The sequence below is a fragment of the Rhodococcoides fascians A25f genome (assembly GCF_000760935.2).
In the GTDB taxonomy this organism is placed as follows: domain Bacteria; phylum Actinomycetota; class Actinomycetes; order Mycobacteriales; family Mycobacteriaceae; genus Rhodococcoides.
In genome coordinates this window covers 1262104-1288103 of the sequence record NZ_CP049744.1, presented here as the reverse complement: position 1 = coordinate 1288103, position 26000 = coordinate 1262104, and the positions used below count along the sequence as shown (strand labels likewise).

Genomic DNA, 26000 nt, shown 5'->3' with positions numbered 1-26000 from the left:
CCGTTGTGTTCCGGGGAGAGGATCAGAAGTTGATCATGTGGCCTGCGAGGCCGTGGATCGCTTCCTGCAGTGCCTCCGACAGAGTCGGGTGCGTGTGGACGTTGCGGGCCAGCTCGTTGACCGTCAGATCCCACTTCTGAGCCAGGGTCAGCTCGGGCAGCAGCTCGGAGACGTCCGGTCCGATGAGGTGGCCGCCGAGCAGCTCGCCGTGCTCGGTGTCGGCGATGAGCTTGACGAAGCCCGTCGCGTCGCCCAGGCCGTGGGCCTTGCCGTTGGCGGCGAACGGGAAGTTCGCGACCTTGATGTCGGATCCACGAGCCTGCGCTTCTTCGCGGGCCTGGTCCTCGGTGAGACCGAAGCTGGCGACCTGCGGCTGGCAGAACGTGGCGCGCGGCATCATCCGGTAGTCGTCGATCGGCAATGTCTCTGCGCCGCCGATGGTTTCGGCAGCCACGACGGCCTGCGCCTCCGCCACGTGGGCGAGCTGGAGCTTGGCGGTGACGTCGCCGATGGCGTAGATGTGCGGGACGTTGGTCTGCATCGTGTTCGTGATGCCGATGGCACCGCGATCGGTGAGCTCGACACCGGTCTTCTCGAGGCCGAATCCTTCGACTCGAGGGGCGAATCCGACGGACTGCATCACCTTGTCGACGGTGAAGGTCTCGCTCTCACCGGACTTGTTGTGCTTGATCTCGACGGTGACCTTGGAGCCGTCGTCGTCGATGCTCTGCACGCCTGCACCGGTGATGACCTTGACGCCGAGCTTCTTGTACTGCTTCTCGATTTCCTTCGAGACGTCCTTGTCCTCGTTCGGGAGCGCCCGATCGAGGAACTCGACGATGGTGACGTCGACGCCGTAGTTCTTGAGCACGTAGCCGAACTCCATGCCGATGGCACCGGCACCGACGATCAGGATCGAACCCGGCAGATCCTTGGTCATGATCTGCTCTTCGTACGTGACGACGTTCTTGCTCAGCTCGGTTCCGGGGAGCAGCTTGGTGGTGCTACCGGTGGCGATGATCGCGTTGTCGAACGTGATCGTCTCGGTGCCACCCTTGGTCAGCTCGACCTCGATGGTGTTGGCATCGGTGAACGTGCCCTGGCCGTCGTACTCGGGGATCTTGTTCTTCTTCATCAAGAAGTGGATGCCCTTGACGCGGCCGTCGGCGACCTTGCGGCTGCGGTCGAATGCCGCGCCGAAGTCGAAGGACGCTTCACCGGAAATACCGAACAGCTTGGCCTCTTTGGTGAAGAGATGCGCCAACTCGGCGTTACGGAGAAGGGCTTTGGAGGGGATGCAGCCGACGTTCAGGCACACACCGCCCCAGTACTTCTTCTCGATGATGGCAGTGCTGAGTCCGAGTTGTGCCGCGCGGATAGCAGCGACGTACCCACCGGGACCGGCTCCGAGGACAACGACGTCATAGTGTGAGGTCACGAGGCCCCAGCGTAGTCGTGCTCTGCCGCACTGTCTCGACCTGGTCTTCGTTACCCGTCGGTAGCCTCTCGATCACCGGCCGACCCGAGGACGCGTCTGCTGCTAGAACTGTGGAATGGCAATTTCGGACGACCCGTACCTCTGGCTCGAAGACGTCACCGGCGACGCTGCGCTCGCGTGGGTGCGCGAGAAGAACGAGGTGACGGTCGAGGCGCTGAGCGGTCCGGCCTTCGAGGCCACCGAGGCGAGCATCCGAGAGATTCTCGACACCGACGCCCGCATTCCGTACGCCCGACGCCGCGGGCAGTTCCTGTACAACTTCTGGCGCGACGGCGAGCACGTCCGCGGTCTCTGGCGTCGAACCACGATGGACGAATACCGAACCGAGAATCCGGTGTGGGACGTGCTGCTCGATCTCGACGCGCTGGCCGAGAGCGAGGGTGAGAACTGGGTCTGGGGCGGTGCCCAGGTGCTGCGGCCCGATCAGCGGCTGGCGCTGGTCACTCTTTCGCGCGGCGGAGCCGACGCGACGGTGGTCCGTGAGTTCGATCTCGACTCCCGCACGTTCCGCGCCCCGGAAGACGGCGGATTCGCGCTACCCGAGGCCAAGACCGACATCGGCTGGATCGATGCCGACACCGTCTTCGTCGGAACCGATTTCGGACCCGGTTCACTGACCGAATCGGGTTACCCGCGGATCACCAAGCGGTGGCGGCGCGGCACTCCCCTCGTCGAGGCCGAGACCGTCTTCGAGGGTGAAGCACAGGACATCTCGATCTCCGCCTGGCACGACCGCACCCCCGGCTTCGAACGCGACTTCGTCCAGCGGGCCACCGACTTCTACAACTCCGAGACCTACCTGCTCGATGGGTCCGATCTGACGCTGATCTCGACGCCGACCGATGCGTCGACCTCGGTGCACGAGAGGTGGTTGCTGGTTCGGACCATGACGCCGTGGACCGTCGGCGACACCACCTACCCGGCCGGTGCACTGCTCGCTGCAGATTTCGACGAGTTCATGTCCGGCACAGCATCTTTGACAGTTCTGTTCGCCCCGGACGAGCATACTTCGTTACATCAGTACGCCTGGACCGAGAACTACCTGCTGTTGGTGACGCTGCAGGACGTACGAACGCAGTTGCACGTCCTCACCCCTCGTGCGCGTTTTGCGTACCTGGAAGGACGCAAAACGCGCACGAGGGAGTGGGACACGACCACCATCGACGGGTTGTCGGACCTGACGTCCACCGAGATCGTCGGCACCGACGCCGAGGAGAACGGTGACGAGTTCTTTCTCTCCTCCTCCGGCTATCTCACTCCGGCGACGCTCCTGCTCGGCACGGTGGGAGCAGAACTCGAGATCCTCAAGCAGGCCCCGGGGTTCTTCGACGCCGACGGTATGACGGTGGAGCAGTTCTTCGCCCGCTCGGACGACGGAACACAGATCCCCTACTTCGTCGTCCGCCGCGCCGATTCCGGGCCCGGTCCCACGCTGCTGTACGGCTACGGCGGCTTCGAGATCTCGATGACCCCCGGCTACAGCGGCGCAACCGGACGGGCGTGGCTCGAACGTGGTGGCACCTACGTCGTGGCCAACATCCGCGGCGGCGGTGAGTACGGGCCGTCCTGGCACACCCAGGTACTGCGCGCCGGACGCCATCTGGTGCACGAGGACTTCGCCGCTGTCGCACGCGATCTCGTCACCCGAGGCATCACCACCACCGATCGGCTGGCCGCGCAGGGCGGTAGCAATGGCGGCCTGTTGATGGGCATCATGGTGACGAAGTACCCGGAACTGTTCGGAGCGTTGGTATGCCAGGTCCCGCTACTGGACATGAAGCGGTACCACCTGCTGCTCGCGGGCGCGTCCTGGGTGGCCGAGTACGGCGACCCGGACGACCCGGACGAGTGGGAGTTCATCTCGCAGTACTCCCCGTATCAGAACGTGGTGCCCGCGTCGGAGCGCCGGTACCCACCGATCTTGATCGCGACGTCGACGAGGGACGACCGCGTCCACCCCGGACACGCTCGCAAGATGGCCGCATCACTGGCCGAACTCGGCCACGACGTGAGCTACTACGAGAACATCGAAGGTGGGCACGGCGGGGCGTCGGACAATGCGCAGTTGGCCTTCAAGACGGCGTTGACCTACGAGTTTCTGTGGCGACACCTAGGGGGAGACCGCTGATCACCCGGCGAGAGCGGCCTCGAACATCGGCCACGAGTTGTGCAGGTCGGTCTGCCAGTAACCCCACGAGTGGGTACCCCGGTCACGGAGCTCGAAATGAGCCGGAATGTCGAGCCGTTCGAGGGCGGTCTTCAAACGCCGAGTGCAGTCGCCGGTGGCTACCTCGATAGCACCGCCCACGACCATCTGGTTGAGCAGCACGAAGCCCGGTCCGTTGGGATTGGTCCCGTCCAGAGTGTCCGACGCACCGGCCAGACCACTGCCGTTGGAGACGTACAGCGCTGTGCCACGCAGACTTTCGGCATTGACCACAGCGTCGTTGCGAATCCAATCCGGGTCGTTGTCCGGTCCCCACATGTTCGCCACGTTCGCACCGAGCGCCATGGACACGACCGTTTTGACGTACGCCTTGCCCAACGCATCGGTCGTCGAAGCACAGCCGCTGTACGAGCCGACGGCCTTGTAGAGCCCCGGATTCCGAATCGCCAGATTCAGTACCGATGTCGCCGCCATCGAGATACCGGCAATAGCATTGCGCCCATCGGTGTCCAGCAGGTCGTCGATGAGCGGGGGCAGTTCGTCCGCCAGGAACGTCGCCCACTTGTTGCGGCCGAGGACGGGATCGTCGTGCTGCCAGTCCGTGTAGTAGGAGTAGGCCCCACCCACCGGCGTCACCACGTTGACGTTCTTGTCGGCGAAGAAGGATACGACGTCGGTTTGGGTGTACCAGTCCATTCCGTCGGTTCCGCCGCCCGCACCGTTGAGCAGGTACAGCGTGGGACTCGGTGCCGTCCGGTCGGGTGAGCGCAGAATCTCGAGGGGAATCGTTCGATCCATCGCCGCCGAGTGGACGAACGCGGTCATGGCCACGTCGTCGGTCGCCTCGGTGCGCACCACGTAGGACGATGTGGACGGAATCGACAGCGGGTCGATCGGCGTCGCGTTCGCGAGAGGGTGCACCACTGCCGTCATGCAGGCGGCCACACACAGAACTGCCAGTCTGCGCCCTCTGGACGACCGGACGACCCTCGTCCCACCCCTGCGTCGACGAATAGAATCCCCCACGCCGTTCATAGTCGTGCTCACTAACGTCGTCGAACAATTGTTGGTTCAAAAGCTTTCTACACCAAAACGAACCGAAAGTATGTAGAAGTGACGACTAGTGGGTGAAAAACCAAAAGTTAATTCGAGTGATCTACTTGTGCATCCACTCGGCGACGAGGTCGGCCACCGCGGTGGGGTTACGGATCCAGCCGTTGTGACCGAGCGGCTCGTCCACGTGCTTCGAAGTGACGTCGGCACTAACGAGCTTGCGGACGAGGTTGTCCATCGAGCCGCGCGGTGCGAGGTCGTCACCTTCGATGGTCACCGCGAGCACCGGAAGCGTCAGCCGGCCCATGCGCTCCTCGTAGTCCATGTCCGCCCCCGCCGGCTCGATCGATCCGGTGCGCGCGAATCGGGACCAATCGTCGATGAGGACACGCGATTGACGACCGAAACCGCCGATACCGATTCGGTCCCCGGGCCAGAATCCGGCGATGCTGCTGGTGATCGCCATGGCGGCCGCGCCCACGTACAGCGGCACGCCGCGGGTCGTGCCGAAGCCACGGTGATACGGCGACCCGGACGCCACCAGAATCAACCCGCCGAGCCTGCCGCGGATACGGGCGGCGTACATCGACCCGAGCTGCCCACCCATGCTGTGACCGAGAAGGTAGGGCGTCGCCTCCGGGAACTGCTCCCGAACCACCTCGAAGATCGCCGGAAAATCGACCGACACCAATTCTTGGTAGCCGTACCGACTCGCCGAACTCGGTTTCGGGACACTGTCGCCCTGACCGCGTAGGTCGCCTATCGCGGCATGGAACCCGCGCGCGACGAGCGCCTCGGCGAACAAACGGTAGTAACCCCCGGGAATACCAAGGCCGGGAAGGACGACGATCACAGGCGCATCGTCACGTCCTTCGCCGGGGAACAGCGACACCGGCACCGTCGAACCGTCGGGCATCTGAATCGGAACCGTCTGCATCGGCCCACCCTATGACGGAGCGGGATTTCGACTGTCCATCCCCCGAGGGTCTACCTCACCGAATGATCGGCCGGGAGTTACCGGCCGCAGCGACGATAGGGCTCAGGACTACCGGATCGCTGGTGAATCATCGAGTCGTACAGATCTTTTCGATCGAACGCATGACGCCTCGAACGACGAGAGCCGGGTCCGACGGTACGTCGGGCCCGGCTCGAAGCCGTTGGTCGGGAAGCCGTGAATCAGGAGGGCAGGCCGGGGACCTCGAGGGCCGAGCCGGTACCTTCCGAGCTACCGAGGGCGAGCAACTGCAGCAGGATTGCGAGCAATTCCATGAAAACTCCTTCGAGAGAGGGCGATTCGATGCCGACACAGCATCGTGAACCGTTGCAAGTTCGTCGGACGAGAGACTGCGGTCAGCCGTTCGGGCCTTCAGGCCCACGGCGCGGCGGTCGGTCAGTCCGAGGAAGAACTGATACCCGAGAAGAGCTGGAGGAGGATTGTGAAGAGGTCACCGAGTTCAGCGGACATGCGACAGACTCCTTGATAGAGGGGGATGTGCAGATCGAACGTGACGGTCGTCACTCGATTACCTCTGCAAGAAGATTTCTACCCGACCAGATAACGTTCTGTATACGCATTCGGGACTAAAAGTCGAAAATCTTAGTGAGCCATCACAAAACGGTCACGACGTCGCCGATGCCGCGGCCGCCCCCCCGACGGCGACCGCGGCACGTCACGCACTGTTTAAGCGGCGCTACCCGACGTCAGCACGCCGACGATCTGGTCGACGATCGCATCGACGATGCCGTCGTAGACTCCGGTGGCAATGTCGGAAATGAACTGCGCTGCTGAACCCATGGGATCTCCTGATGCTCGTGTGTACGTACAGCCGTAGGTGATACGACCTACCTCGTTCCTACCGCACACGCACCTCCGGTGCAGTACCCGGTACCAACTCGAGATCCCGAAGAGTCGGTACCGCAACGTTTTGCCGGAAAGCGCACCGCGTTCCGGTCGAAAACTATTCGCCGATCACGTCTTTCGCGCGCCCCACGAGCAATGGGTCTGTTTCACCGACGATTTCGGGGTCCTTGTTGGCATAGTCGAATTTGTTGAGCACAAAACGCATCGCGTTGATGCGGGCGCGCTTCTTGTCGTTGCTCTTGACGACCGTCCACGGTGCGACGTCGGTGTCGGTAGCGCGAAAGCTCTCTTCCTTCGCAGCGGTGTACGCGTCCCACTTGTCCAGCGATGCAAGGTCCATGGGCGAGAGTTTCCATTGCCGCACCGGGTCGACCTGCCGAATGGCGAAGCGGGTGCGCTGCTCGTGCTGCGACACCGAGAACCAGAACTTGGTCAAACTGATGCCCTCGTCCACGAGCATCTGCTCGAACAGTGGAGCCTGCCGGACGAACTGAGCGTGCTGCTCGTCGGTGCAGAAACCCATGACGCGCTCCACACCTGCCCGGTTGTACCAAGACCTGTCGAACATGACTATCTCGCCTGCGGCGGGCAGATGCGCGATGTACCGCTGGAAGTACCATTCCGTCGACTCACGGGCCGACGGCTTCTCCAGGGCGACGACGCTGGCACCGCGGGGGTTCAGGTGCTCCATGAAACGCTTGATCGTGCCACCCTTACCGGCAGCATCACGACCCTCGAAGATGATGACGTGACGTCGACCGGTCTCTTTGGTCCACATCTGCAGCTTGAGCAGTTCGATCTGCAGCAGGCGCTTCTCCAGGTCGTATTCCGCCCGGGTCATGCGCTCGTCGTACGGGTAGTTCTCCCGCCAGGTATCGACGACGTGCCCGTCGGGAACCGTCAGCAGAACCGGGTCGTCGTCATCGGAGTCGTCGACAGTGAAACCCGACGTATCGGCAAGATCCACGGCCGTGGTGACGTCGAGCAGTTCGCTCAGGTCGGTGCGCGAAGCCTCACCGTTGCGAAGATCGTTGGCGGTCATGGGCCGAAAGTTAGTGCTCCTCGGTGACCAATCCATGGCGATTCGGTGAACAGCTGACACCTGCGGCACGCAACGCGTCGCCCCGGCCCGCAAGGGGGACGGGCCGGGCACGCGCGCGTCCGATCAGGTGCGACCGTAACCCTCGCCGAAGCCTCCGGTCCAGGGCTCGACCGGGAAAAGTCGAGAATCTTGTTCGCGCTGCGTTTTCGGACCATCCGTATATCGGGGTCGATATGGGTGAAACCCCCGATGTGCCGAAAGCCGTTGATGACGCAGACTTTTCACCATGACATTCGAGAGCGGTTCACCCAGAGAATTCACCCTGTCCAGTTCACAGAAGATGATCGGAGGTGTGTGCGGCGGCATCGCCGAATATTTCGGCTGGGACGTCAATGTCGTCCGACTCGCCACCGTCGCCGGAGCGGTCCTGACCGGCGGTACCGTCGTGCTGATCTACCTCGCGGCCCTGATGCTGGTGCCGCGTCATGCATGACAGCGCAGCCCGAACACGACGAAGCCCCGGACCCGAACGAACCGGGCCGGGGCTTTGCGGCTAGCTGGCGCTGGAGATTCCCTCGGCGCTACCGGTGAACAGACCGGTGATCGCGTCGGAGATGCCTGCGGCGATGCCGTCGGTGATGATTCCGCCGAGGCCGCCGCCGTCGGTGCCGCCGCCGAGCAGACCGGTGATGAGATCGAGAAGCATGTGAATGGTTACCTTTCGAAGGCAGGACTGAGGCCCGGTCCGGACGTGTGACCAGGCGGTGTGAAACATAACGTTCCGAACACAGCCTGGTCCACGGTTTCGGACAAAAAGGACCTGCGGACTGTTTGGCGACACGAAACCTACTCGCTGGAGCAGAATCCGATCGGTCGTCGTCACTTTCCGGTGATCAACCACCCGCACGGTGCCGTGAGTTCGTCGGCCGCGGCAGGACCCATCGAACCGGGCGCATAACTCTGCACCGCGGGCGGGTCGTTCAGCAACGGCGCAGCCACGTCCCATACGTGCGCCAAACCGTCGGGCCGGGTGAACAGCGATCGGTCGCCGCCCAGCACGTCGAGAATCAGGCGCGCGTACGGGCTGAGCGGCTCGGCATCGGGCACCGACTCGAGAGGCAGCGCAAGGTGTCCGACCGACAGGTCGAAATCCGGACCCGGCTCCTTGACCGTCATGGCGATGTCGATGCTGCCGTCGCCGGAGAGGTCGAACGAGAGCACCGCGCCGTCCTCCGGCAGCTCGCCCAGCGGACTGTCGGCCGGCTTGCGGAACACCAACGAGACGCGCTGTTCGCTGACACCCAACATCTTTCCCGTGCGGAGCAGAAACGGAACCCCACGCCAGCGGTCGGTGTCGACCCACAACGTGGCCGCGACGAACGTGTCGACGTTCGAGTTCTCGTCGACGCCCTCGACGTCGCGGTAACCGTCGTATTGACCCAGAACCACTTCGGCCGTGTCGAGCGGCCGGAACTGGCCGATCACCGTCTCGCGAGCCGATTGCAGATCATCGGCCTTCAGCGATGCGGGCGGTTCCATCGCCACCTCGGCCGCGACCTGGAACAGATGCGTGACGAGCATGTCCAGCACGGCACCGGTGGCGTCGTAGAACTCGGCGCGGTCGTCGATGTCGAGCGTCTCGGGGACGTCGATCTGTACCTGCGCCACGTGCTCGGCGTTCCAGATGCCACTGATCATTCCGTTGGCGAACCGCGCCACGTGCAGGTTCTGCGTCGCTTCCTTACCGAGGAAGTGGTCGATTCGATAGACCTGCTTTTCGTCGACCACCTCGTGGACGGCCTTGTCGAGTTCCTCGAAGTTGCTCTGCGACGTGCCGAAGGGCTTCTCGTAGACCACCCGGGCACCGTCGGCCAGGTCGTGTGCACCGAGGGCCTTCGTGTAGTCGACGAAGGTGCTCGGCGGCAACGCGATGTAGTGCACCAACTGGGCGTCGTCGCCGATGTCCTTCTTCACCTCGGCCACGACCTCGGGCAGCTTGCCGGGATCGTCGACGGTGAAGCCGTTGCCCGCGAAGCGGATTCGCTCGGAGAATGCCGACCAATCGTCCTCGGCCACGTTCTCGACGAACTCGTCGAGCACGCTGCGGACATGATCGCGGAACTCGTCGTCGGACGAGTCCTTACGCCCGTTGCCGATCAGGACCCACTTCTCGGGCAGCAGGCCTTCGACGTGAAGTTGGTAGAACGACGGCAGGACCATTCGCTTCGCGAGGTCTCCGGTTGCGCCGAACAGGACGAATACAGTGGGTTGAGAGGACGCCATGACCTCCACTATGCACCGCACAGTTTGGGAGCGCACAGTGCTGACGAGGTAAGGGTGCACGATGACAAGATCACGGTTTCACGGTGAGATCTACGGGGTAGGCACAGCGTCGGGTGTGCGAATCGTCGTCGGACATTGGACTCGATCGCCACTCGGCGAGTTCACCGACGTCATGATCCAATTCGCCGACGGGAGACGCCTGCTCGTCGCGCCCGACGAGGACGTTCGAGAGTTCGTCACCGCCACATACACCTTCGACTCCACCGAGATCGTGCCGGTGACATTCGCCGCTCAGCCCGACAACTGGCGGTCGGTACAGGCCGGTGATCTGTCGGTGAGAATCCGCGTTGCCGGACCCACCCTGCTCGGGCGCGCGCTGAGCCTCGTTCCCGACGCGGTGTCCACGGCGCCGTGGTTCTGCGCGATCAGCGACCCCATCGCCCGAGTGATCCTGCGGGGAGTACGCACCCGCGGCAGCGCAGGCGGCGGCCGACGCGAGTACTACGGTGCGCGAGGGCAACACCGCGTCACCGACGTCTCGGCATCCTGGCAGGGCGAGGACCTCGGGACACTCACCCCGGTCACTCCCCCGGTGACCTTCGGCTTCGGAAGCACCCCCGCCGCACCGTCGGTCACCCTCATCACCACGACGATCGACGGTTAGACCACCGCCGCACCGGACGCCCGCAGATCGTCGAGGGCCGCAGCGGAGGTCTCGGGCGCAACTCCCGCAACGAGGTCGGTGAGAACGCGGACGTCGAGCTTCTCGGTCACAGCGTCCTTCGCCGACGCCAGCACGCAGTAGTCGGTCGCAAGTCCGACGACGTCGATGGCAGTGACCTCGTTGGCGGCGAGTACCTCGGCCAGAGGTGTCCCGTCCTCGGTGACGCCCTCGAACGCGGAGTACGACGGCTTCCCCTGCCCCTTGTAGACGTGCACGTCGACCGAACCGGTCGCGTAGTCCGGGTGATACTCGGCTCCGACCGTGCCCGCCACACAGTGCACCGGCCAGGTGGTGACGAAATCCGGGGCGGCATCGGTAGCGAAGTGTCCGCCGTTGTCGCCCTCCGCATCGTGCCAATCGCGCGAGGACACCACGAGGTCGTACTCGTCGCCGTGGCGCGCCAGGTACGCGCTGACCTTGCGCGCCACCTCCGCACCGCCGGTCACCGCGAGCGCGCCGCCCTCGGTGAAATCGTTCTGCACATCCACTACCAACAGAGCACGTGTCATGGAGCCCAGTATCCTCGACGCGTGCGCATCTCGTCTCTGGTCACCTACCCCGTCAAGGGATGCGCAGGTGTCGCACTGAATTCGGCCTCGGTGAGTGCCACCGGGCTCGAACACGATCGAGCGTTCATGATCGTCGACGACGACGGCGCTTTTCGCAGTCAGCGCAGCGATCCCGTTCTCGCGGTCGTTCGGTGCTCGATGACGGACGGGGCGTTGACTCTCGAACACGCATCGGCAGGTTCGATGACCGTGTCCGTCGATCGCGACTCCGCGCCGCGCGACATCACGATGTTCCGCGCACCCATGCGAGGTATCGATCAGGGCGACGAGGTTGCCGCCTGGCTCACCGAGGTGATCGGAGAACCGTCGAGGCTGGTCGCCGCTCCACGCGACCACGGCCGAGTCACCGATGGAATCTCGCCCGGGTCAGCACAATTCGCCGACAGCGCCGCCGTGCACATCCTCTCGACCGCCACGCTGGCCGGTCTCAACTCCCGACTCGACGTCGCACTGCCGATGGATCGATTTCGCCCGAACATCGTCGTCGACGGCTGGGAAGAACCGCATCGGGAAGACGAGGTTCGCGAGGTCGGGATCGGGTCCGCTCGCCTCACCTACACCAAACTGGCCATCCGGTGTGCGGTGACCACGGTCGAGCAGACCACCGGTGAGCGGGGCGGCCCCGAACCCCTGCGCACTCTGGCCACCTACCGCCGCGCGCGGCAGAAGGGCGTCGCCTTCGGAGCGAAGTTCTCGGTGCTGCAGAACGGCACCGTGTCGATCGGTGACGAACTACTCGTCGAGACCTGGGGCGCGTCGGAGCTCTAGCTCGAACGGCATATGATTGGCCCAGCCGTTGCGAGCGCACATCGAAACCTGTTGCCCTGCTTGCACAGTCACCGTTCGACGGCCGGTTCCCAGTGCAGCGTTCGTGCCGCGGTATCGGATGAACGACGTCACCTCGTGGGCACCTGGCTCGACTGCATACGTCGACGACTCGGTCCACGACTGCCGATGCTCGACGCCGTCGATCGTGACGAACGGCCGTGCCAGCGTGCGCACCAGCGCCGCGTTCACCCAATGCGGAGCGAATTCGATCTCGATCGCGGCGACCATAGTTACCTAGGGTAACGGTATAGCGCGGGTGTGGTGCGCTGAGTGTCCACTATTTGCCTCCGCAGACGGTTTTCCGCCTACGAGAACGAATTGTGGACGACCACGTCACTTGCTCCGGTGGCAACGAGCGCCGCCAACTGAATGCGTGCCTGCCCCGCGCGCAGTTCCCGCGAGAACACCGCACCTGCATCGAGCAGATCGTGTCCACCTCCGCCGCCGCCGTACGTCGGTGAGGTCTCACCGAACGGCACCCGCGTCGTGACGACCACGTGCACCCCGGCCGCCACCGCCTCCTTCACTGCGTGCACGACTCCGGCATTGGTGTTGCCCGAGCCCAGCGCCTCGAGCACGATCCCCGACGCCCCGGCTTCACGGGCGGCGTCGATCTGCATACCGTCGGCACCGGGGTACAGGGCGACGATGTCGACCCGAATCCCGGCAACGGGCTTCCACTGCAGGGGTTTCGGCCGACGAAGCGCCGCAGACCGAAACGCATCGAGCTCGGTGGTGTGCGTCTTGATGGCACCGCGGGCAGGCAGCACCCGTCCGCCGAAGGCGATCAGGACACCCTGCTCGGACTGCGCTGCCGCCACCGCTGCAGCGATATTGTTCGGACCGTCCGGATCGGGATGATCCGAGGTGCGCTGCGCACCGGTGAACACCACCGGACGCTCGTCGTCGTGGAACAGATCGACGTACAACGCCGACTCCTCCATCGTGTCGGTGCCGTGCAGCACCACCACTCCGACGCAGCCGTCCTCGGCCAGAGCGTCGGCCGTTGCCGTGCGAATGGTGTCGAGATCCGTGAAGTCCAGGGCGGAGCTGTCCTTCGACATCACCTCGCGCACTCGCACACCGTCGAGTTCGATCCCCGCGCCGGCAACCGGACGAGAGACCCCGTGCTCGTCTCGACTGCTGGCAATCGTCCCGCCGGTGGTCAACAAGGCGACATGCTCACTCACTGCGCGCCGCCACCTCTCGAATTCTGTTGCGGCACAGGTACCAACCGCCGATCAGCATCGGCGCGATGAGCAGGATCGACGCCACCGTCCAGGTTCCCACCGGTTTGTCGAAGGCCATCAGCACGAGTACACACGCCAGAAAGCCTAGCGTTGCGTATCCGGTGTACGGAGCACCGAACAGTCGGAATGCAGGTCGGGTGACCGCGCCGGTCTTGGACAGCGACCAGAACTTCAGCTGACACGCCACGATGACGGCCCAGGCGCTGATGATGCCGAGTGCAGCGAGGTTGAGCACGATCTCGAATGCCTGCGCCGGCACAACGGCGTTGAGGACGACGCCGAGCAATGTCACCACCGACGTCAGCGCGATGCCGCCGTACGGTACACCCGACTTGTTCATCCGTGCAGCGAATTTCGGCGCCGAGCCGGCGACGGCCATCGAATGCAGGATACGCCCGGTGGAGTACAGCCCGGCGTTGAGTGAGGACAGCGCCGCAGTGAGGACCACCAGATTCATGATCGCGTCGGCACCTTCGACGTCGATGGCTCCGAAGAACGTCACGAACGGACTCTCACCGGCCTGATAGGCGGTGTACGGCAACAACAGTGACAGCAGCAGAACCGAGCCGACGTAGAACACGACGATGCGGACGATGACGGTGTTGATCGCCTTGGGGATGACCTTCTCCGGGTTCTGCGTCTCCCCGGCTGCGGTGCCGACGAGCTCGATCGAGGCGTAGGCGAACACGACACCCTGGATCACGACGATCGCCGGCAGCAGTCCGTTGGGGATGAGACCGCCGTTGTCGGTGAGGACGCTCAGACCCGGTTCCTGCCCGTCGATGGGGGTTCCGAAGATGACGTAGTAGGTACCGATCGCCAAGAAGGTCACCAGCGCAACGACTTTGATGAGCGCGAACCAGAACTCCAGCTCGCCGAACACCTTGACCGACACCAGATTCAAGCCGAGTACCAGCACCAAGCCTGCGAGCGCGAACACCCATTGGTCGACGTTGCCCAGTGGGGCCCAGTACTTCTTGAAGAAGTTCATGTACAGCGCGACGGCCGTGACGTCCACGACGGCCGTCATCGCCCAGTTCATCCAATAGAGCCAGCCGGCGGCGAACGCGACCTTCTCCCCGAAGAACTCGCGGGAGTACGAGACGAACGATCCCGACGACGGGCGGTGCATCACCAGCTCGCCCAGTGCGCGCAGGATCAAGAACGCGAAGAAGCCGCACAGCGCGTACACGAGCACCAGGGCCGGCCCAGCGTCGTGCAGTCGGCCGCCGGCACCCATGAAGAGGCCCGTGCCGATCGCGCCGCCGATGGCGATCATCTGAATCTGGCGCGGGGCCAGCTCTTTTCGATACCCCAGGTCCTCTTCGCTGAAGGCCTGCTTGGTTGTCGGGTTCTCGGTGCTCATCGTGTCACCTCGTCGACGTCTCGGGAGCAACGGCATGCTCGGTGGGAGCCACCCGCAGGTTCGCGAGATGCTCGGGGCTCAGCAGTCGATCCAGCTCCTCGCGCGCCAGCAGGCCCTTTTCGAGTACGAGATCCACGACGTTGCGGCCACTGACCAGTGCTTCCTGCGCAATGGCAGTCGATTCCACGTATCCGAGGTACGGGCTGAGCGCGGTCACCAGACCGATGGAGTTCTCCACGCGCTCACGCAACAGATCGACATTGGCGGTGATGCCGTCGACACATCGATGCGCGACGGTTCGGCATGCGGCGCTCAGATGCGCCATGCCGTCGGACAGGGATTTGACGATGATCGGCTCGAATGCGTTGAGCTGCAGCTGTCCTGCCTCGGCGGCCATCGTGATGGTGACGTCGTGGCCGATCACTTCGTAGGCAACCTGATTGAGAACCTCGGGGATGACGGGGTTGACCTTGCCGGGCATGATCGACGAACCCGCCTGCATCGGAGGGAGATTGATCTCGTTGAAGCCGGCTCGCGGTCCGGAGGACAGCAGCCGCAGATCGTTGCAGATCTTCGACAGCTTCACTGCGACTCGCTTGAGCACACCGGAGAGGTGCACGAACTGCCCGACGTCCTGGGTGGCCTCGATGAGGTCCGTCGCGGTGACGAGCGGCAGGCCGGTGATGGTGCGCAGATGCGCGACGGCCGATTCGGTGTAGCCGGCGGGTGCATTGAGGCCGGTGCCGATTGCGGTGGCCCCGAGGTTGATCTCGTGGACCAGCAGCGCTGCTTCCTCGAGCCGCGAGCAGTCCTCGTCGATCATGATCGCGTAGGTGCCGAACTCCTGGCCGAGGGTCATCGGCACCGCGTCCTGCAGCTGGGTGCGGCCCATCTTGACGACGGTAGCGAACTCGCTTGCCTTGCGGGAGAACGCGTCTCGCAACACCTTCATCGAGGCGATCAGCTCGTGGACGGCGAAAATGGTCGCGATGTTGACCGACGTCGGGTACACGTCGTTGGTGGACTGCGAAGCGTTCACGTGCTCGTTGGGGTGCAGCATGCTGTAGTCGCCGTGCGGATGCCCGAGGATCTCCAGGGCGCGATTGGCGATGACCTCGTTGGCGTTCATGTTGGTCGAGGTGCCCGCGCCGCCCTGAATGACGTCGACGACGAACTCCTCGTGCCACTGGCCGTCGAGGATCTCCTGGCACGCCGTGCGGATCGCTTCCCCGCGGGTGGCGTCGAGAATTCCGAGATCTTGATTGGCCGACGCGGCCGCCCACTTCACCGCCGCGAGTCCGCGAACGAGGTGCGCGTTGGTGGAGATCGGACGCCCGGTGATGGGGAAGTTCTCCAGGGCTCGCAGAGTGTGGATTCCCCAATACACGCTCGTCGGGATGTCACGTTCCCCGAGAAGATCCTTCTCGATACGGGTATCGGCCACAGTGCGCTCCTAGGTGGGGGTGTCCAGCTGTCCGGCTGTCTGACAGGTATAGTGTGGCGCAGAACACCTCATCGGTCAACCCCACGCTAGGATCACGTTATGAACCTGTCGGACAGCTGGGCGGTCAGGCAGCCCACCACTGCGCGCATGAGCGCGGCCGAGGCGGTGTTCGCCGATCTGCGCGCGGCTATCTCGTCGGGAGATCTCTCCGTCGGCCAGAAGTTGCCGTCCGAGGCGGCCCTTGCCGCCAGGCACAGCGTCAGCCGTTCCGTCATCCGCGAGGCCCTGCGCTCGTGCCATGCCCTCGGTCTGACCGAAACCAAGACGGGCCTCGGCACTTTTGTCGTCCGCGATCGGGTCGGCAGCGACCTCGACATCGGCAACTACGCCGCCCGTGAACTGATGGAGGCCCGCCCGCACGTCGAGATCCCCGCAGCCGGCTGGGCCGCGGAGCGTCGCACCGAGGAGGAGCTGACGGTGCTCGCCGGCCTGGCCGACGAGATGCGCTCCGAGGACGACCACGAGGCCTGGGTGCTGCTGGACGCGCAGTTCCATACCGCCATCGCGCGGGCCAGCAAGAACCGCGTGTTCGAGGCGATCATCGTCGACATCCGGGATGCGTTGACGCGGCAATCGGAGACGCTCAATCTCGTCGCCCACCGCCAGCAGCAGTCCAACATCGAGCACGATGCGATCGTCGACGGCATCCGATCAGGCCGGTACGACGACGCTGCCCGTGCCATGACCGCGCACCTAGATGCCGTCCGGGGTGCAGTGGAGTCGCTCGCCGATCACCCATAACAGCCCGAGTAGCCCGTCCGACTAGGCTGCTTGCCGTGACGAAGGTATTGAACTCCCTCCCGGTCGGCGAACGAATCGGCATTGCATTCTCCGGCGGTCTCGACACCTCGGTGGCCGTGGCATGGATGCGCGAGCACGGCGCGATTCCGTATGCCTACACCGCCGACATCGGCCAGTACGACGAGCCGGATCTGTCCGATGTGCCCGAGCGCGGCCTGGCATACGGGGCCGAGCAGGCGCGGCTCATCGACTGCCGTGAGCCGCTCGTCGAGGAGGGCCTGGCTGCGCTGACCTGCGGTGCATTCCACATTCGCTCGTCGCTGCAGACGTACTTCAACACCACCCCGCTCGGCCGTGCAGTGACCGGCACGATGCTGGTTCGCGCGATGGCCGAAGACGGCGTCTCGATCTGGGGCGACGGTTCGACGTACAAGGGCAACGACATCGAGCGGTTCTACCGCTACGGTCTGCTCGCCAATCCGCAGCTGCGAATCTACAAGCCCTGGCTCGACGAGGCGTTCGTCGCCGAGCTCGGCGGCCGCCACGAGATGTCGCAGTGGCTCACCCAGCGCACCCTCCCCTACCGCGACTCCGCAGAGAAGGCGTACTCAACCGACGCCAACATCTGGGGCGCCACCCACGAGGCGAAGAAGCTCGAGTACCTGGACACGTCCCTCGAGATCGTCAGCCCCATCATGGGCGTCAGGTTCTGGGACCCCGAGGTGGAGATCGCTCCCGAGGAGGTCACCGTCGAGTTCGAGCGCGGCCGCCCGGTGCGGATCAACGGCAAGAGCTTCGACAGCCCTGTCGACCTCGTCATGGAAGCCAACGCCATCGGCGGACGCCACGGCCTCGGCATGAGCGACCAGATCGAGAACCGCATCATCGAAGCCAAGAGCCGCGGCATCTACGAGGCCCCCGGAATGGCGTTGCTGCACATCACCTACGAGCGCCTCGTCAACGCCATCCACAACGAGGACACCGTCGCCTCGTACCACAACGAGGGCCGTCGACTGGGGCGCTTGCTGTACGAGGGACGTTGGTTCGACCCGCAGGCACTGATGCTGCGCGAGGGTCTGCAGCGCTGGGTCGGCAACGTCGTCAGCGGCAGTGTGACGGTGCGTCTGCGCCGCGGCCAGGACTTCACCATCGTCGACACCCAGGGCACCAACTTCAGCTACCACCCCGAGAAGCTGTCGATGGAACGGAGCCAGGGCCAGGCGTTCTTCCCCGGCGACCGCATCGGCCAGCTGACGATGCGCAACCTCGACATAGCCGATTCTCGCAGCAAACTCGAGCAGTACGCCGCGCAGAATCAGCTCACGGCCTGGGGCGACCTGATCGGCGAACTGCCTGCGGGCGGAGCCGACGCCATCGCCGCAAGCAGCCCCGGGAGCTCCGTGGACTCCTCTGCACTGGACCACGCCGCCATCGAGTCCGGCACCGACTAGCTGTCTGGTTGCCGCCGAACTCGAAGTTGTGGACGGATTTCCGCTGATTTCCGTCCACAACTTCGAGTTCGGCTACTCCTCGGGCTCCGTCAAACCCTGGTGCTCGTCCCGCTCAGCCCATTCGAGTAACTCGTCGATGGCGAACACCGCGTCATCGATGCCGGCGTGCAGGTCTCCCAGATCGGCGAATCGGGCAGGCACTGTGAAGATCGTGAATTCGCGCGGATCGACGTCGGCAATCTCGTCCCAGGAGATCGGCGTCGACACCGTCGCCTGCTGATTTCCGCGAACCGAATACGCGCTGGCGATGGTGTGATCACGGGCATTCTGGTTGTAGTCCACGAACAGTTTCGCCGGATCGCGGTCCTTGCGCCACCACGTGGTGGTGACGTCCTCCGGTGCGCGACGCTCGACCTCACGCGCGAAAGCCAGTGCCGCCCTTCGCAAGTCCTTGAATCCGTAGGCCGGGTCGATCCGAACGTAGATGTGCAGCCCGTGCCCGCCGGAGGTCTTGGGCCATCCGACGGCACCGAGATCTCCCAGAACCTCCTGCACCACCCCGGCGACGCGTCGTACCCGGTCGAAGGAACAGTCGGGCATCGGATCGAGGTCGATACGCCACTCGTCGGGCATCTCCACGTCGGCGCGGCGACTGTTCCACGGATGGAATTCGACGGTCGACATCTGCACCGCCCAGGCCACGTGCGCCAGTTCGGTCACGCACAGCTCGTCCGCCGTGCGGTTGTAGCGGGGAAACGTGACCTGCACCGTCTCGAGCCACGGCGGCGCTCCGTTGGGCACGCGCTTCTGGTGCACCTTGTCGCCGGCGAGGCCCTTGGGAAAACGATGCATCATGCACGGGCGCTCCCGCAGCGCACGCACTATGCCGTCGCCGACGCTCAGGTAGTAGTTCACCAGGTCCAACTTCGTGGCCCCGCTCTCGGGGAAGTACACCCGATCGGGATTGGAGATGCGAACGATGCGGTCACCGACCGGTAACTCGATCGACGGAGAGCTACTGGCCATGAGGTCGAGGGTAAGCGATCAAGAACGCAGCGTGATGCCGTAACGGTCTCTTTTGCGGTAGATGGTCGCGCGGCTCATGCCCAGCTCCTCCGCCGCCTCGCTCATCGTGATGCCGGGGCGCGTGAGCACGCGGATCATCTCGTCGCGCTCGAACGTCTCGATGCGGGTGAGCCGATGGGTGGTGTGCGAGAGCACCTCCGGCGGTAAATGTTCGACGCCGATGACATCGGCTCGAATCGCGGCGTGATGCATCACCGTCGCCACTTCCGCCACGTTGCCCGGCCAGGCATATTCACGCAATGCCCGCTGGGCCGCGCCGGTCAGCGTGACTGCCCGGCCGCGCACCCGGCCCGCCAGGTGCAGTGCGAGAGGCGCGATGTCGTCGGGTCGATGCCGAAGTGCAGGCAATTCGACGACCGTGCGCAGCAATCCGGCCAGTGCATGCGGCACGTCGTCGTAGTTCGACGCCGTCACGGTCACCGGCACGCCTGCTCCCGCGCGGCGCAATAGCTCGGCCAACGTGTCCGCCGCGCGGGCGGGCAGCCTGTCTACGTCACGAATGACCACGGCGGTATCGGGTTTCGGCAATTCGGGCGTCCACAGGTCGAGCCAGGCTTCGGCGTCACGGGCAGCGGGTGCACCGGCACTGAGGATCCGGCCACGGGGGCGCGATGCCCGCAGCGCTCGGGCAAGGACGGTGGCTCGACCCGATCCTGCCTCGCCGACCATCAAGACCGAACCATGATCGGCCAGAGCCGATCTCGCGGTGCCGAACGCGCTGCGCCACGCCGGCGAGAGGTCGTCGACGATGCCGGATCCCGCTCCGCTGTGCGCGGTCTCGACCCGGAACACCTCACCGCGCGGAGCCGGCCGAGGCTGCTGGCCCTGCGACCGTGCGAGCATCATGGCCGAGGTGTTCCCGGCCGCCGATTGAGCAAGGGCCAGAAGCAGATCCGACGACGACTGCGACCACGTCGTGAGGTTGACGCACCCCTCGACCCGGCCGGTCAGTGGATCGAGCACCGGAGCGGCCGCACACGTGTACCCGGCCAACGACAGCGAGTAGTGTTCGTCGGCTCTGACCACCGCGGGCACCCGATCCGCGAGCGCCAGCGCGAGTCCGTTGGTCCCCGTCTGATCCTCGGCATACGAGAACCCGGGTGCCAGATGGACGCGATCGAGAGCGGCGAGCAACTCACGGTCGGCGCTCACCCGATCCAGCACGAGGCCGTCGGCATCGGTGAGCATCATCGACACCGGCTCGTTCGCCAACGTGTCGCGCAGACCGTCGAGCACTTCCCGGCCGCACCGGTAGAACAGGGATTCACCGTCGTAGGTTCCCGAGAACACGGGAGCAACCTCGTCCAGCGAAACGCCGTACCGCTGACTGCGGTGCCAGGATGCGAGAAGACGGTGCGAGACGGCAGCGAGGGGCTCCGAGTGGAGTCGGGCTCGCGCGAGGCCCTCCGATTCAGCCATGTGACCCACGTTACATTCGCATGTCGCAATCCCAGTCTGCCGATCGTCTCGAATTGAGACAGCGAGAGGCCCCCGAGGCGGCCACACCGCCTTACCGTCGTGCACAGACAAACGTGACCCACGTCACGAACTGCACTTCGGGAGGCTCACGCATGTACACGAAAAACGGCGAAAACTTCTTCATCGTCGACGCCCACGTCGCCCTGTGGGACGCGCGGCAGGAGAACCAACGCAACATCCACGGCAAGCAGTTCATCGACTGCTTCTACGACTATCACCGCAACCTCTCGCCCGAGAGCGAGCTGTGGACGTACGACGAGTACCTCTACCAGGGCGGCGAGCGGTTGATGCACGACCTGTTCGAGATCGGATACGTCGATCACGCGATCTTCCAGCCGGCGCACCTCGGGGAGTTCTACAAGACCGGGTTCGGGCAGACAGAGGAAGCGTCGGCGCTTGCCGCCGCACACCCGGACAAGTTGACCTACAACCACCACTTCGACCCGCGTAACGGCGAGCGTGGCCTCGACCAGCTACGCGCCGACGCGGAACGATTCGGGCTGAAGGGCGTCAAGCTCTACACCGCCGAGTGGCACGGCGACTCGCGTGGCTACAAGCTCGACGACGACTGGACGCGCCGCTACCTCGAGGTGTGCCGCGAGGTCGGCATCAAGAACATTCACGTGCACAAGGGTCCGACCATCCGTCCGCTCGACCGCGATGCGTTCGACGTCGCGGACGTAGACCATGTGGCCACCGACTTCACCGATCTGAACTTCGTCGTCGAACATTGCGGACTGCCGCGCCTCGAGGACTTCTGCTGGATCGCCACCCAGGAGCCCAACGTGTACGCCGGCCTCGCTGTGGCCATTCCGTTCATGCACACGCGCCCGAAGTACTTCGGTCAGATCATGGGTGAGCTGCTGTACTGGCTCGGCGAGGACCGCATCTTCTTCTCTTCCGACTATGCGCTGTGGACACCCAAGTGGCTGGTCGAAGGATTCGTCGACTTCCAGATCCACGAGTCCCTCGACGAATACGCGCCCATCACGCTCGAGCAGAAGAAAAAGGTGCTCGGACTCAACGCCGCCAAGCTCTACGACATCCCGGTGCCGGCCGAGCTGCAGCTGCCCGACGCCGACGAGACCGAGACCGGTCCTCGTCAGCCCGAACGCGCCGACCTCGCGGCGGTGTGACATGACAACCGCTACGACTACCAGGAAGGACGAGGCGTACGCCGCCCTCGGTGTCGTCCTGGATCCCGAATTGGACGAGCCCATCACCGATCTCGGCTTCGTCCGATCCCTCGAGGTAGACGAGGGCACCGTCCACCTTCATCTGCGGTTGCCCACGTCGTTCTGCTCGCCGAACTTCGCGTACCTCATGTCGGGGGATGCGAAGGACGTGTTGACGGCATTGCCGTGGACCGAGCGTGTTCTCGTCGAACTGGACGATCACCACGACTCGGACAAGATCAACGCCGGCCTCGCCGCCGACGCAGGTTACCGAGGCACTTTCGGGCACGAGGCCGAGGAGGACCTCGAGGAATTACGAGCGACGTTCCGACGCAAGGCATATGTGGCGGCGATGGAACGGTCGCTCATGGCATGGTTGCGCGCCAATCCCGACTCGACCGAAAATGACTTGGCTGCAGTGGTTCTCGGAGATCTAGCGGACGATCGCACCTCGACCGCGCTGCTTCGCCGACGTGAGGCACTCGGGCTGAGGGTCGACCCGGCAGCTCCGGCTCTGGTCGACCACACCGGTCGTTCACACACCGGAGATCTGACGATGGTGATGCGGCGCGCCCGCGCCACCCGCGTCTCGATCGACGGCAACGCGCACTTCTGTCGTGGATTGCTGCAGACCCGCTACCCAGGGTCGGAGGAGCAGCAAGTACCTCGGATGGAAGGCGCGTTCATCCCCCTCACCACCCTCACCGTCCAGCACAGCACTACACAGGAGCAGTCACGATGAGCATGATGCGCGCAGTCCAGGTGGTCGGGTACCACAAGAATCTGGAGATGACCGAGGTTCCGATTCCGGAAGTACAGGGCCCACTCGACGTCATCGTCAAGATCGGCGGGGCCGGCGTGTGCCGCACCGATCTGCACATCCTCGAAGGCCAATGGGCCGAAAAGTCAGGCGTCACACTGCCCTACACGATCGGGCACGAGAACGCCGGGTGGGTCCATGCCGTCGGCTCGGCGGTCACCAACGTGCGCGAGGGCGACAAGGTGATCCTGCATCCACTGGTGACGTGCGGGTTGTGCCGCGCCTGCCGATCCGGAGACGACGTCCATTGCGAGACGAGCGATTTCCCCGGCATCGACACCAACGGTGGATACGCCGATTACCTACGGACCAATGCGCGAACCGTCGTCAAGATCGACGATTCACTCGAACCGTCCGCCGTAGCCGCACTGGCCGATGCCGGTCTGACGGCGTACCACGCGGCGGCGAAGGCGGCCAGGCGTCTGACACCGCGAGACAAGTGCGTCGTCATCGGAGCAGGCGGTTTGGGCCACATCGGTATTCAGGTACTCGAGGCGCTGTCCCCGGCCGAGTTGATCGTCATCGACCGCAATGCCGATGCCGTGAAGCTGGCGCTCACCCTGGGCGCAGATCACGCGGTGGTCGCTGACGGTACCCAGGTCGATCAGGTCATGGAACTCACCCGCGGCTTCGGGGCCGAGGTGGTACTCGACTTCGTCGGCGAAAACGGCTCCACCGCAGAAGGATTGGCGATGACCAGGCGGGCCGGTGACTATCACGTCATCGGGTACGGCGAGAACGTCGACGTGCCGACCATCGACCTGGTCTCGGCGGAGAAGAACATCGTCGGCAATCTCGTCGGGTCCTACAACGACCTGTGTGATCTGATGTCGCTCGCCGCACGCGGTGCCGTCAACCTGCACACGCAGACCTACGCACTGGACGACTTTCAGAGCGCCATCGACGACCTCGACAACGGACGAGTTCGCGGCCGCGCGATTCTCGTACCGTGAAATCGGGTACAGCCCAGATTCGTCACTACAACCACAGGGAGCAACGTTGATCTTCATCACCGCCAAGTTCAAGGTCAAGCCCGAGCACGCCGACAACTGGCCCGAGATCTCACGCGATTTCACCGAAGCGTGCCAAGCCGAAGAAGGATGCCTCTGGTACTTCTGGTCGCGCACCCTCGACGACCCCACCGAGTACGTCCTGGTGGAGGCATTCAAGGATCCCGATGCCGGTGCGACGCACGTGAACTCGGATCACTTCAAGCAGGCCCAGAAGGACCTCCCGCCGTACCTGCAGGAGACGCCGAAGATCATCAGCCAGGAAGTCGACGGAACCGACTGGAACGAACTGGGCGAGCTCGCGGTCGACTAGTCCCGTTCGCGATCCCGGACCACCTGGCCCAGAGTCACGATGGCGTCGGCGAACTGCCCGGGCAACTCCTGAGGCGGGTTGTGACCGCAATCGACCTGACGAACATCGATCAGATCGGTGAAGTGCGCCGCGTGGTCCGGGCTGCCGTACAGCGAGGCGACGGTGTCCTCGGTCGGATCGATCACGACCGTGGGCACCGTGATCCTCGGTTGCCGCGTCAGCAACTCCTGCGTTTCTGCATAGGGCGCGTCCCCGGACTCGATGCCGTATCGGTGCCGGTAGGAATGCACGGACACGTCCACGAAGTCGGGGTTGTCGAACGAGGGTGCGGTGGCGGCGAATTCGGAGTCACCGAACCTCCAGGTAGGCGACCAATCCGTCCACAGTGTCTGGGCGATCTCTGCGCGGTAGGCCGCCAGCCCGGCCCGGCCCCGCTCGGAGTGCAGGTAGTACTGGTACCAGTACCGCTTCTCGAGGTGCGGCGGCACCGGTGTGGACACAGCGGCAGCGATGTCCTGGACCAGATATCCGGAGACGCTCACCAGGCCCGACACCAGCTCCGGCCACAGCGCGGCGACGACGCAGGCGGCTCGCCCACCCCAGTCGTAGCCCGCGACGATGGGCTCGTTCAGTCCCAGCGCGATGATCAGCTCGCGGACGTCGTGGCCGATCGCGGCCTGCTCACCGGAGCGCATCGTGTCGGCGTCGACGAACCGGGTAGGTCCGAAGCCGCGTAGGTACGGCACCACCACGTCGTAGCCGGATTCTGCGAGCAGCCTGGCGACGTCGTCGTAGGACCTGGTGTCGTAAGGAAATCCGTGCAGCAGCACCACTGCGCGGCCGGACGGATCACCGAAGCGGTCGAAGGCGATGTCCAGCACCCCTGCGCGAATCATCATGGGTCCATGCTCGCATTGCGGTGGCGGTCAGTGCCGACAGTCAGCTGCTCAGCACGTCCTGCATACCGGGAGCGAGTACGTCGGACAGGTCGGTCCATGGGACGGTGATCGTGATGAGGCCGATGCCATAGGCCCCCACCTGATAGTCCCCGAAGTGAATGTTCATCCCCTCCGGCGATGCCGTCCAGTTCCCGAAGTTTGCCACCGTCGGCTCGATGCCCGAGCGCTCGAAACTCTCGCCCGCGCGGGTGGTCGGCAGGATCTTCGCTGCTCGATCCGACAGCCGTGCCAGGCCTGTGTCGAGGTCGGTGAAGGCATCGCCGAGGGAGATCGGCTGTGCGGTGTCGGCGTCGATAGTCACGGTCGCAAGCAGTGAATTGCCATGCGCACCAGGCGGCACGGCGATCCAGTCGGTGATCTGTTCGGCACTGATCACGCGCCGGCCGACGTAGGTCGTACCCGTCGAGTAACCGTCGCTGAGGGCGAAGTCGTATCCGTAGTCGCCGTCGATCTGATCCTGGAGTGCAGCGCGCATCGACTCGTTGAACTCTGCCGTCGCGGCGGGATTCCCGCCACTGAGCTGCGGAATGGCGACGTCGTAGGTTGCATGTTGCGTGGATCCGGTGACTCGAGTGCTGCCGACGACGTACGGCTCGACGGCATTCGAGGTCGTGGGCGGCGCTGTACTCGCAGGCTCGGCTCGCTCGGTCGTGACGGTGACATCAGTGGTCGTCGGTGCCGACGCAGGCGTGGCGGTTCCCGAGGTGGAGCAGCCCGCCACGGCCGCGGTCACGGCCACTGCGGCGACCATCGAGCGAATACGAATCATGACCGACCCTAACCACAAACTCGACGGGTAGTACCCCGAATCGGCTGCAGCC

At 64.5% G+C, this 26000-nt stretch carries 25 protein-coding genes; 10 read left to right on the top strand and 15 right to left on the bottom strand.

From position 1 onward, the window contains the following. Window positions 1-22 precede the first annotated feature (22 nt). Complete coding sequence (gene lpdA, locus BH93_RS06145; protein ID WP_027498423.1) at window positions 23-1438, bottom strand: dihydrolipoyl dehydrogenase; 1416 nt, start codon at window positions 1436-1438, stop codon at window positions 23-25. A 115-nt stretch (window positions 1439-1553) separates the two neighbouring features. Here lpdA and BH93_RS06140 point away from each other — a divergent pair, with 115 nt between their 5' ends. Beyond that, window positions 1554-3626 (top strand): prolyl oligopeptidase family serine peptidase, encoded by a 2073-nt coding sequence (locus tag BH93_RS06140; RefSeq protein ID WP_037171954.1) that lies wholly within the window; start codon window positions 1554-1556, stop codon window positions 3624-3626. Here the strand turns inward: BH93_RS06140 and BH93_RS06135 are convergent, their stop codons facing one another. The 3 genes from BH93_RS06135 to ppk2 form a co-directional block, all read right to left on the bottom strand. Beyond that, window positions 3627-4598 carry an alpha/beta hydrolase gene (locus tag BH93_RS06135; RefSeq protein ID WP_165430232.1) on the bottom strand — a complete coding sequence of 324 codons (972 nt, stop codon included), beginning with the start codon at window positions 4596-4598 and terminating at the stop codon, window positions 3627-3629. It abuts the gene before it with no gap. 223 nt (window positions 4599-4821) lie between these two features. Next, on the bottom strand, window positions 4822-5655 hold the full coding sequence (locus BH93_RS06130; RefSeq protein ID WP_037171956.1) for an alpha/beta hydrolase family protein: 834 nt from the start codon (window positions 5653-5655) through the stop codon (window positions 4822-4824). 1021 nt (window positions 5656-6676) lie between these two features. Next, window positions 6677-7621, bottom strand: coding sequence for a polyphosphate kinase 2 (ppk2, locus tag BH93_RS06125; protein ID WP_052064875.1), 945 nt, complete (start codon window positions 7619-7621; stop codon window positions 6677-6679). Window positions 7622-7907: 286 nt separating this feature from the next. Between ppk2 and BH93_RS06120 the strand changes: the two genes are divergently transcribed. Next, a complete protein-coding gene (locus BH93_RS06120; protein ID WP_037171957.1) occupies window positions 7908-8114 on the top strand; it encodes a PspC domain-containing protein in 207 nt (68 codons plus the stop codon). A gap of 60 nt (window positions 8115-8174) precedes the next feature. Here the strand turns inward: BH93_RS06120 and BH93_RS06115 are convergent, their stop codons facing one another. Together BH93_RS06115 and BH93_RS06110 are read right to left on the bottom strand one after the other, a co-directional pair. Beyond that, window positions 8175-8327, bottom strand: coding sequence for a hypothetical protein (locus tag BH93_RS06115; RefSeq protein ID WP_155290872.1), 153 nt, complete (start codon window positions 8325-8327; stop codon window positions 8175-8177). A gap of 173 nt (window positions 8328-8500) precedes the next feature. Further along, window positions 8501-9904, bottom strand: a complete 1404-nt coding sequence (locus tag BH93_RS06110; RefSeq protein ID WP_037172230.1) for a glucose-6-phosphate dehydrogenase — start codon at window positions 9902-9904, stop codon at window positions 8501-8503. Between the two features lie 61 nt (window positions 9905-9965). On the opposite strand from BH93_RS06110, the gene BH93_RS06105 reads away from it, so the two are divergent. Then, complete coding sequence (locus BH93_RS06105; protein ID WP_037171958.1) at window positions 9966-10568, top strand: hypothetical protein; 603 nt, start codon at window positions 9966-9968, stop codon at window positions 10566-10568. Here the strand turns inward: BH93_RS06105 and BH93_RS06100 are convergent. Further along, window positions 10565-11137 carry an isochorismatase family protein gene (locus BH93_RS06100; RefSeq protein ID WP_032380294.1) on the bottom strand — a complete coding sequence of 191 codons (573 nt, stop codon included), beginning with the start codon at window positions 11135-11137 and terminating at the stop codon, window positions 10565-10567. The genes BH93_RS06105 and BH93_RS06100 overlap by 4 nt on opposite strands. 21 nt (window positions 11138-11158) lie before the next feature. On the opposite strand from BH93_RS06100, the gene BH93_RS06095 reads away from it, so the two are divergent. Next, complete coding sequence (locus BH93_RS06095; protein ID WP_037171960.1) at window positions 11159-11965, top strand: MOSC domain-containing protein; 807 nt, start codon at window positions 11159-11161, stop codon at window positions 11963-11965. Here BH93_RS06095 and BH93_RS06090 read toward each other — a convergent pair. The 4 genes from BH93_RS06090 to aspA all read right to left on the bottom strand — a co-directional run bounded on the left by BH93_RS06090 (window position 11930) and on the right by aspA (window position 16085). Beyond that, entirely contained in the window at window positions 11930-12253 is a 324-nt protein-coding gene (locus tag BH93_RS06090; protein ID WP_037171963.1) for a hypothetical protein, read from the bottom strand. The two genes, BH93_RS06095 and BH93_RS06090, sit on opposite strands and share 36 nt — an antisense overlap. 77 nt (window positions 12254-12330) lie before the next feature. Then, the gene (locus tag BH93_RS06085) at window positions 12331-13215 is read right to left on the bottom strand and encodes an asparaginase (protein WP_037171965.1); all 885 of its coding nucleotides are present in this window, start codon (window positions 13213-13215) and stop codon (window positions 12331-12333) included. Continuing rightward, entirely contained in the window at window positions 13208-14641 is a 1434-nt protein-coding gene (locus BH93_RS06080) for an amino acid permease (RefSeq protein ID WP_037171967.1), read from the bottom strand. Before BH93_RS06080 ends, BH93_RS06085 begins: the two co-directional genes overlap by 8 nt. 4 nt (window positions 14642-14645) lie before the next feature. Continuing rightward, a complete protein-coding gene (gene aspA, locus BH93_RS06075; protein WP_037171968.1) occupies window positions 14646-16085 on the bottom strand; it encodes an aspartate ammonia-lyase in 1440 nt (479 codons plus the stop codon). 99 nt (window positions 16086-16184) lie between these two features. Here aspA and BH93_RS06070 point away from each other — a divergent pair, with 99 nt between their 5' ends. Together BH93_RS06070 and argG are read left to right on the top strand one after the other, a co-directional pair. Next, window positions 16185-16886 (top strand): FadR/GntR family transcriptional regulator, encoded by a 702-nt coding sequence (locus BH93_RS06070; protein ID WP_037171970.1) that lies wholly within the window; start codon window positions 16185-16187, stop codon window positions 16884-16886. Window positions 16887-16921: 35 nt separating this feature from the next. Further along, a complete protein-coding gene (gene argG / locus BH93_RS06065) occupies window positions 16922-18337 on the top strand; it encodes an argininosuccinate synthase (RefSeq protein WP_032401789.1) in 1416 nt (471 codons plus the stop codon). 72 nt (window positions 18338-18409) lie between these two features. On the opposite strand, the gene ligD is transcribed toward argG, so the two are convergent. Next, window positions 18410-19363 carry a non-homologous end-joining DNA ligase gene (ligD, locus tag BH93_RS06060; RefSeq protein ID WP_037171972.1) on the bottom strand — a complete coding sequence of 318 codons (954 nt, stop codon included), beginning with the start codon at window positions 19361-19363 and terminating at the stop codon, window positions 18410-18412. Window positions 19364-19381: 18 nt separating this feature from the next. Beyond that, window positions 19382-20842 (bottom strand): helix-turn-helix domain-containing protein, encoded by a 1461-nt coding sequence (locus BH93_RS06055; protein WP_032380285.1) that lies wholly within the window; start codon window positions 20840-20842, stop codon window positions 19382-19384. Between the two features lie 152 nt (window positions 20843-20994). Between BH93_RS06055 and BH93_RS06050 the strand changes: the two genes are divergently transcribed. The 4 genes from BH93_RS06050 to BH93_RS06035 are packed head-to-tail and all read left to right on the top strand — an operon-like array spanning window position 20995 to window position 24220. Continuing rightward, window positions 20995-22038, top strand: coding sequence for an amidohydrolase family protein (locus tag BH93_RS06050; RefSeq protein WP_037171974.1), 1044 nt, complete (start codon window positions 20995-20997; stop codon window positions 22036-22038). Window position 22039: 1 nt separating this feature from the next. Continuing rightward, window positions 22040-22819 carry an iron-sulfur cluster assembly protein gene (locus BH93_RS06045; protein ID WP_037171975.1) on the top strand — a complete coding sequence of 260 codons (780 nt, stop codon included), beginning with the start codon at window positions 22040-22042 and terminating at the stop codon, window positions 22817-22819. A gap of 5 nt (window positions 22820-22824) precedes the next feature. Then, on the top strand, window positions 22825-23850 hold the full coding sequence (locus tag BH93_RS06040; RefSeq protein WP_032380770.1) for an NAD(P)-dependent alcohol dehydrogenase: 1026 nt from the start codon (window positions 22825-22827) through the stop codon (window positions 23848-23850). 46 nt (window positions 23851-23896) lie between these two features. Then, entirely contained in the window at window positions 23897-24220 is a 324-nt protein-coding gene (locus BH93_RS06035; protein ID WP_027498443.1) for a putative quinol monooxygenase, read from the top strand. On the opposite strand, the gene BH93_RS06030 is transcribed toward BH93_RS06035, so the two are convergent. Together BH93_RS06030 and BH93_RS06025 are read right to left on the bottom strand one after the other, a co-directional pair. After that, a complete protein-coding gene (locus tag BH93_RS06030; protein WP_037171976.1) occupies window positions 24217-25119 on the bottom strand; it encodes an alpha/beta fold hydrolase in 903 nt (300 codons plus the stop codon). The two genes, BH93_RS06035 and BH93_RS06030, sit on opposite strands and share 4 nt — an antisense overlap. A 40-nt stretch (window positions 25120-25159) precedes the next feature. After that, a complete protein-coding gene (locus BH93_RS06025; protein ID WP_037171979.1) occupies window positions 25160-25948 on the bottom strand; it encodes an RsiV family protein in 789 nt (262 codons plus the stop codon). Window positions 25949-26000 lie beyond the last annotated feature (52 nt).

What these genes read in the sequence shown, in the direction of transcription:
- BH93_RS06140 (WP_037171954.1), top strand. Translation starts at nt 1,554, where the DNA reads ATGGCAATTTCGGACGACCCGTACCTCTGGCTCGAAGACGTCACCGGC.
- BH93_RS06135 (WP_165430232.1), bottom strand. Translation starts at nt 4,598, where the DNA reads ATGACGGCAGTGGTGCACCCTCTCGCGAACGCGACGCCGATCGACCCG.
- BH93_RS06130 (WP_037171956.1), bottom strand. Translation starts at nt 5,655, where the DNA reads ATGCAGACGGTTCCGATTCAGATGCCCGACGGTTCGACGGTGCCGGTG.
- ppk2 (WP_052064875.1), bottom strand. Translation starts at nt 7,621, where the DNA reads ATGACCGCCAACGATCTTCGCAACGGTGAGGCTTCGCGCACCGACCTG.
- BH93_RS06120 (WP_037171957.1), top strand. Translation starts at nt 7,908, where the DNA reads ATGACATTCGAGAGCGGTTCACCCAGAGAATTCACCCTGTCCAGTTCA.
- BH93_RS06115 (WP_155290872.1), bottom strand. Translation starts at nt 8,327, where the DNA reads ATGCTTCTCGATCTCATCACCGGTCTGCTCGGCGGCGGCACCGACGGC.
- BH93_RS06110 (WP_037172230.1), bottom strand. Translation starts at nt 9,904, where the DNA reads ATGGCGTCCTCTCAACCCACTGTATTCGTCCTGTTCGGCGCAACCGGA.
- BH93_RS06105 (WP_037171958.1), top strand. Translation starts at nt 9,966, where the DNA reads ATGACAAGATCACGGTTTCACGGTGAGATCTACGGGGTAGGCACAGCG.
- BH93_RS06100 (WP_032380294.1), bottom strand. Translation starts at nt 11,137, where the DNA reads ATGACACGTGCTCTGTTGGTAGTGGATGTGCAGAACGATTTCACCGAG.
- BH93_RS06090 (WP_037171963.1), bottom strand. Translation starts at nt 12,253, where the DNA reads ATGGTCGCCGCGATCGAGATCGAATTCGCTCCGCATTGGGTGAACGCG.
- BH93_RS06080 (WP_037171967.1), bottom strand. Translation starts at nt 14,641, where the DNA reads ATGAGCACCGAGAACCCGACAACCAAGCAGGCCTTCAGCGAAGAGGAC.
- BH93_RS06070 (WP_037171970.1), top strand. Translation starts at nt 16,185, where the DNA reads ATGAACCTGTCGGACAGCTGGGCGGTCAGGCAGCCCACCACTGCGCGC.
- ligD (WP_037171972.1), bottom strand. Translation starts at nt 19,363, where the DNA reads ATGGCCAGTAGCTCTCCGTCGATCGAGTTACCGGTCGGTGACCGCATC.
- BH93_RS06055 (WP_032380285.1), bottom strand. Translation starts at nt 20,842, where the DNA reads ATGGCTGAATCGGAGGGCCTCGCGCGAGCCCGACTCCACTCGGAGCCC.
- BH93_RS06050 (WP_037171974.1), top strand. Translation starts at nt 20,995, where the DNA reads ATGTACACGAAAAACGGCGAAAACTTCTTCATCGTCGACGCCCACGTC.
- BH93_RS06045 (WP_037171975.1), top strand. Translation starts at nt 22,040, where the DNA reads ATGACAACCGCTACGACTACCAGGAAGGACGAGGCGTACGCCGCCCTC.
- BH93_RS06040 (WP_032380770.1), top strand. Translation starts at nt 22,825, where the DNA reads ATGCGCGCAGTCCAGGTGGTCGGGTACCACAAGAATCTGGAGATGACC.
- BH93_RS06030 (WP_037171976.1), bottom strand. Translation starts at nt 25,119, where the DNA reads ATGATGATTCGCGCAGGGGTGCTGGACATCGCCTTCGACCGCTTCGGT.
- BH93_RS06025 (WP_037171979.1), bottom strand. Translation starts at nt 25,948, where the DNA reads ATGATTCGTATTCGCTCGATGGTCGCCGCAGTGGCCGTGACCGCGGCC.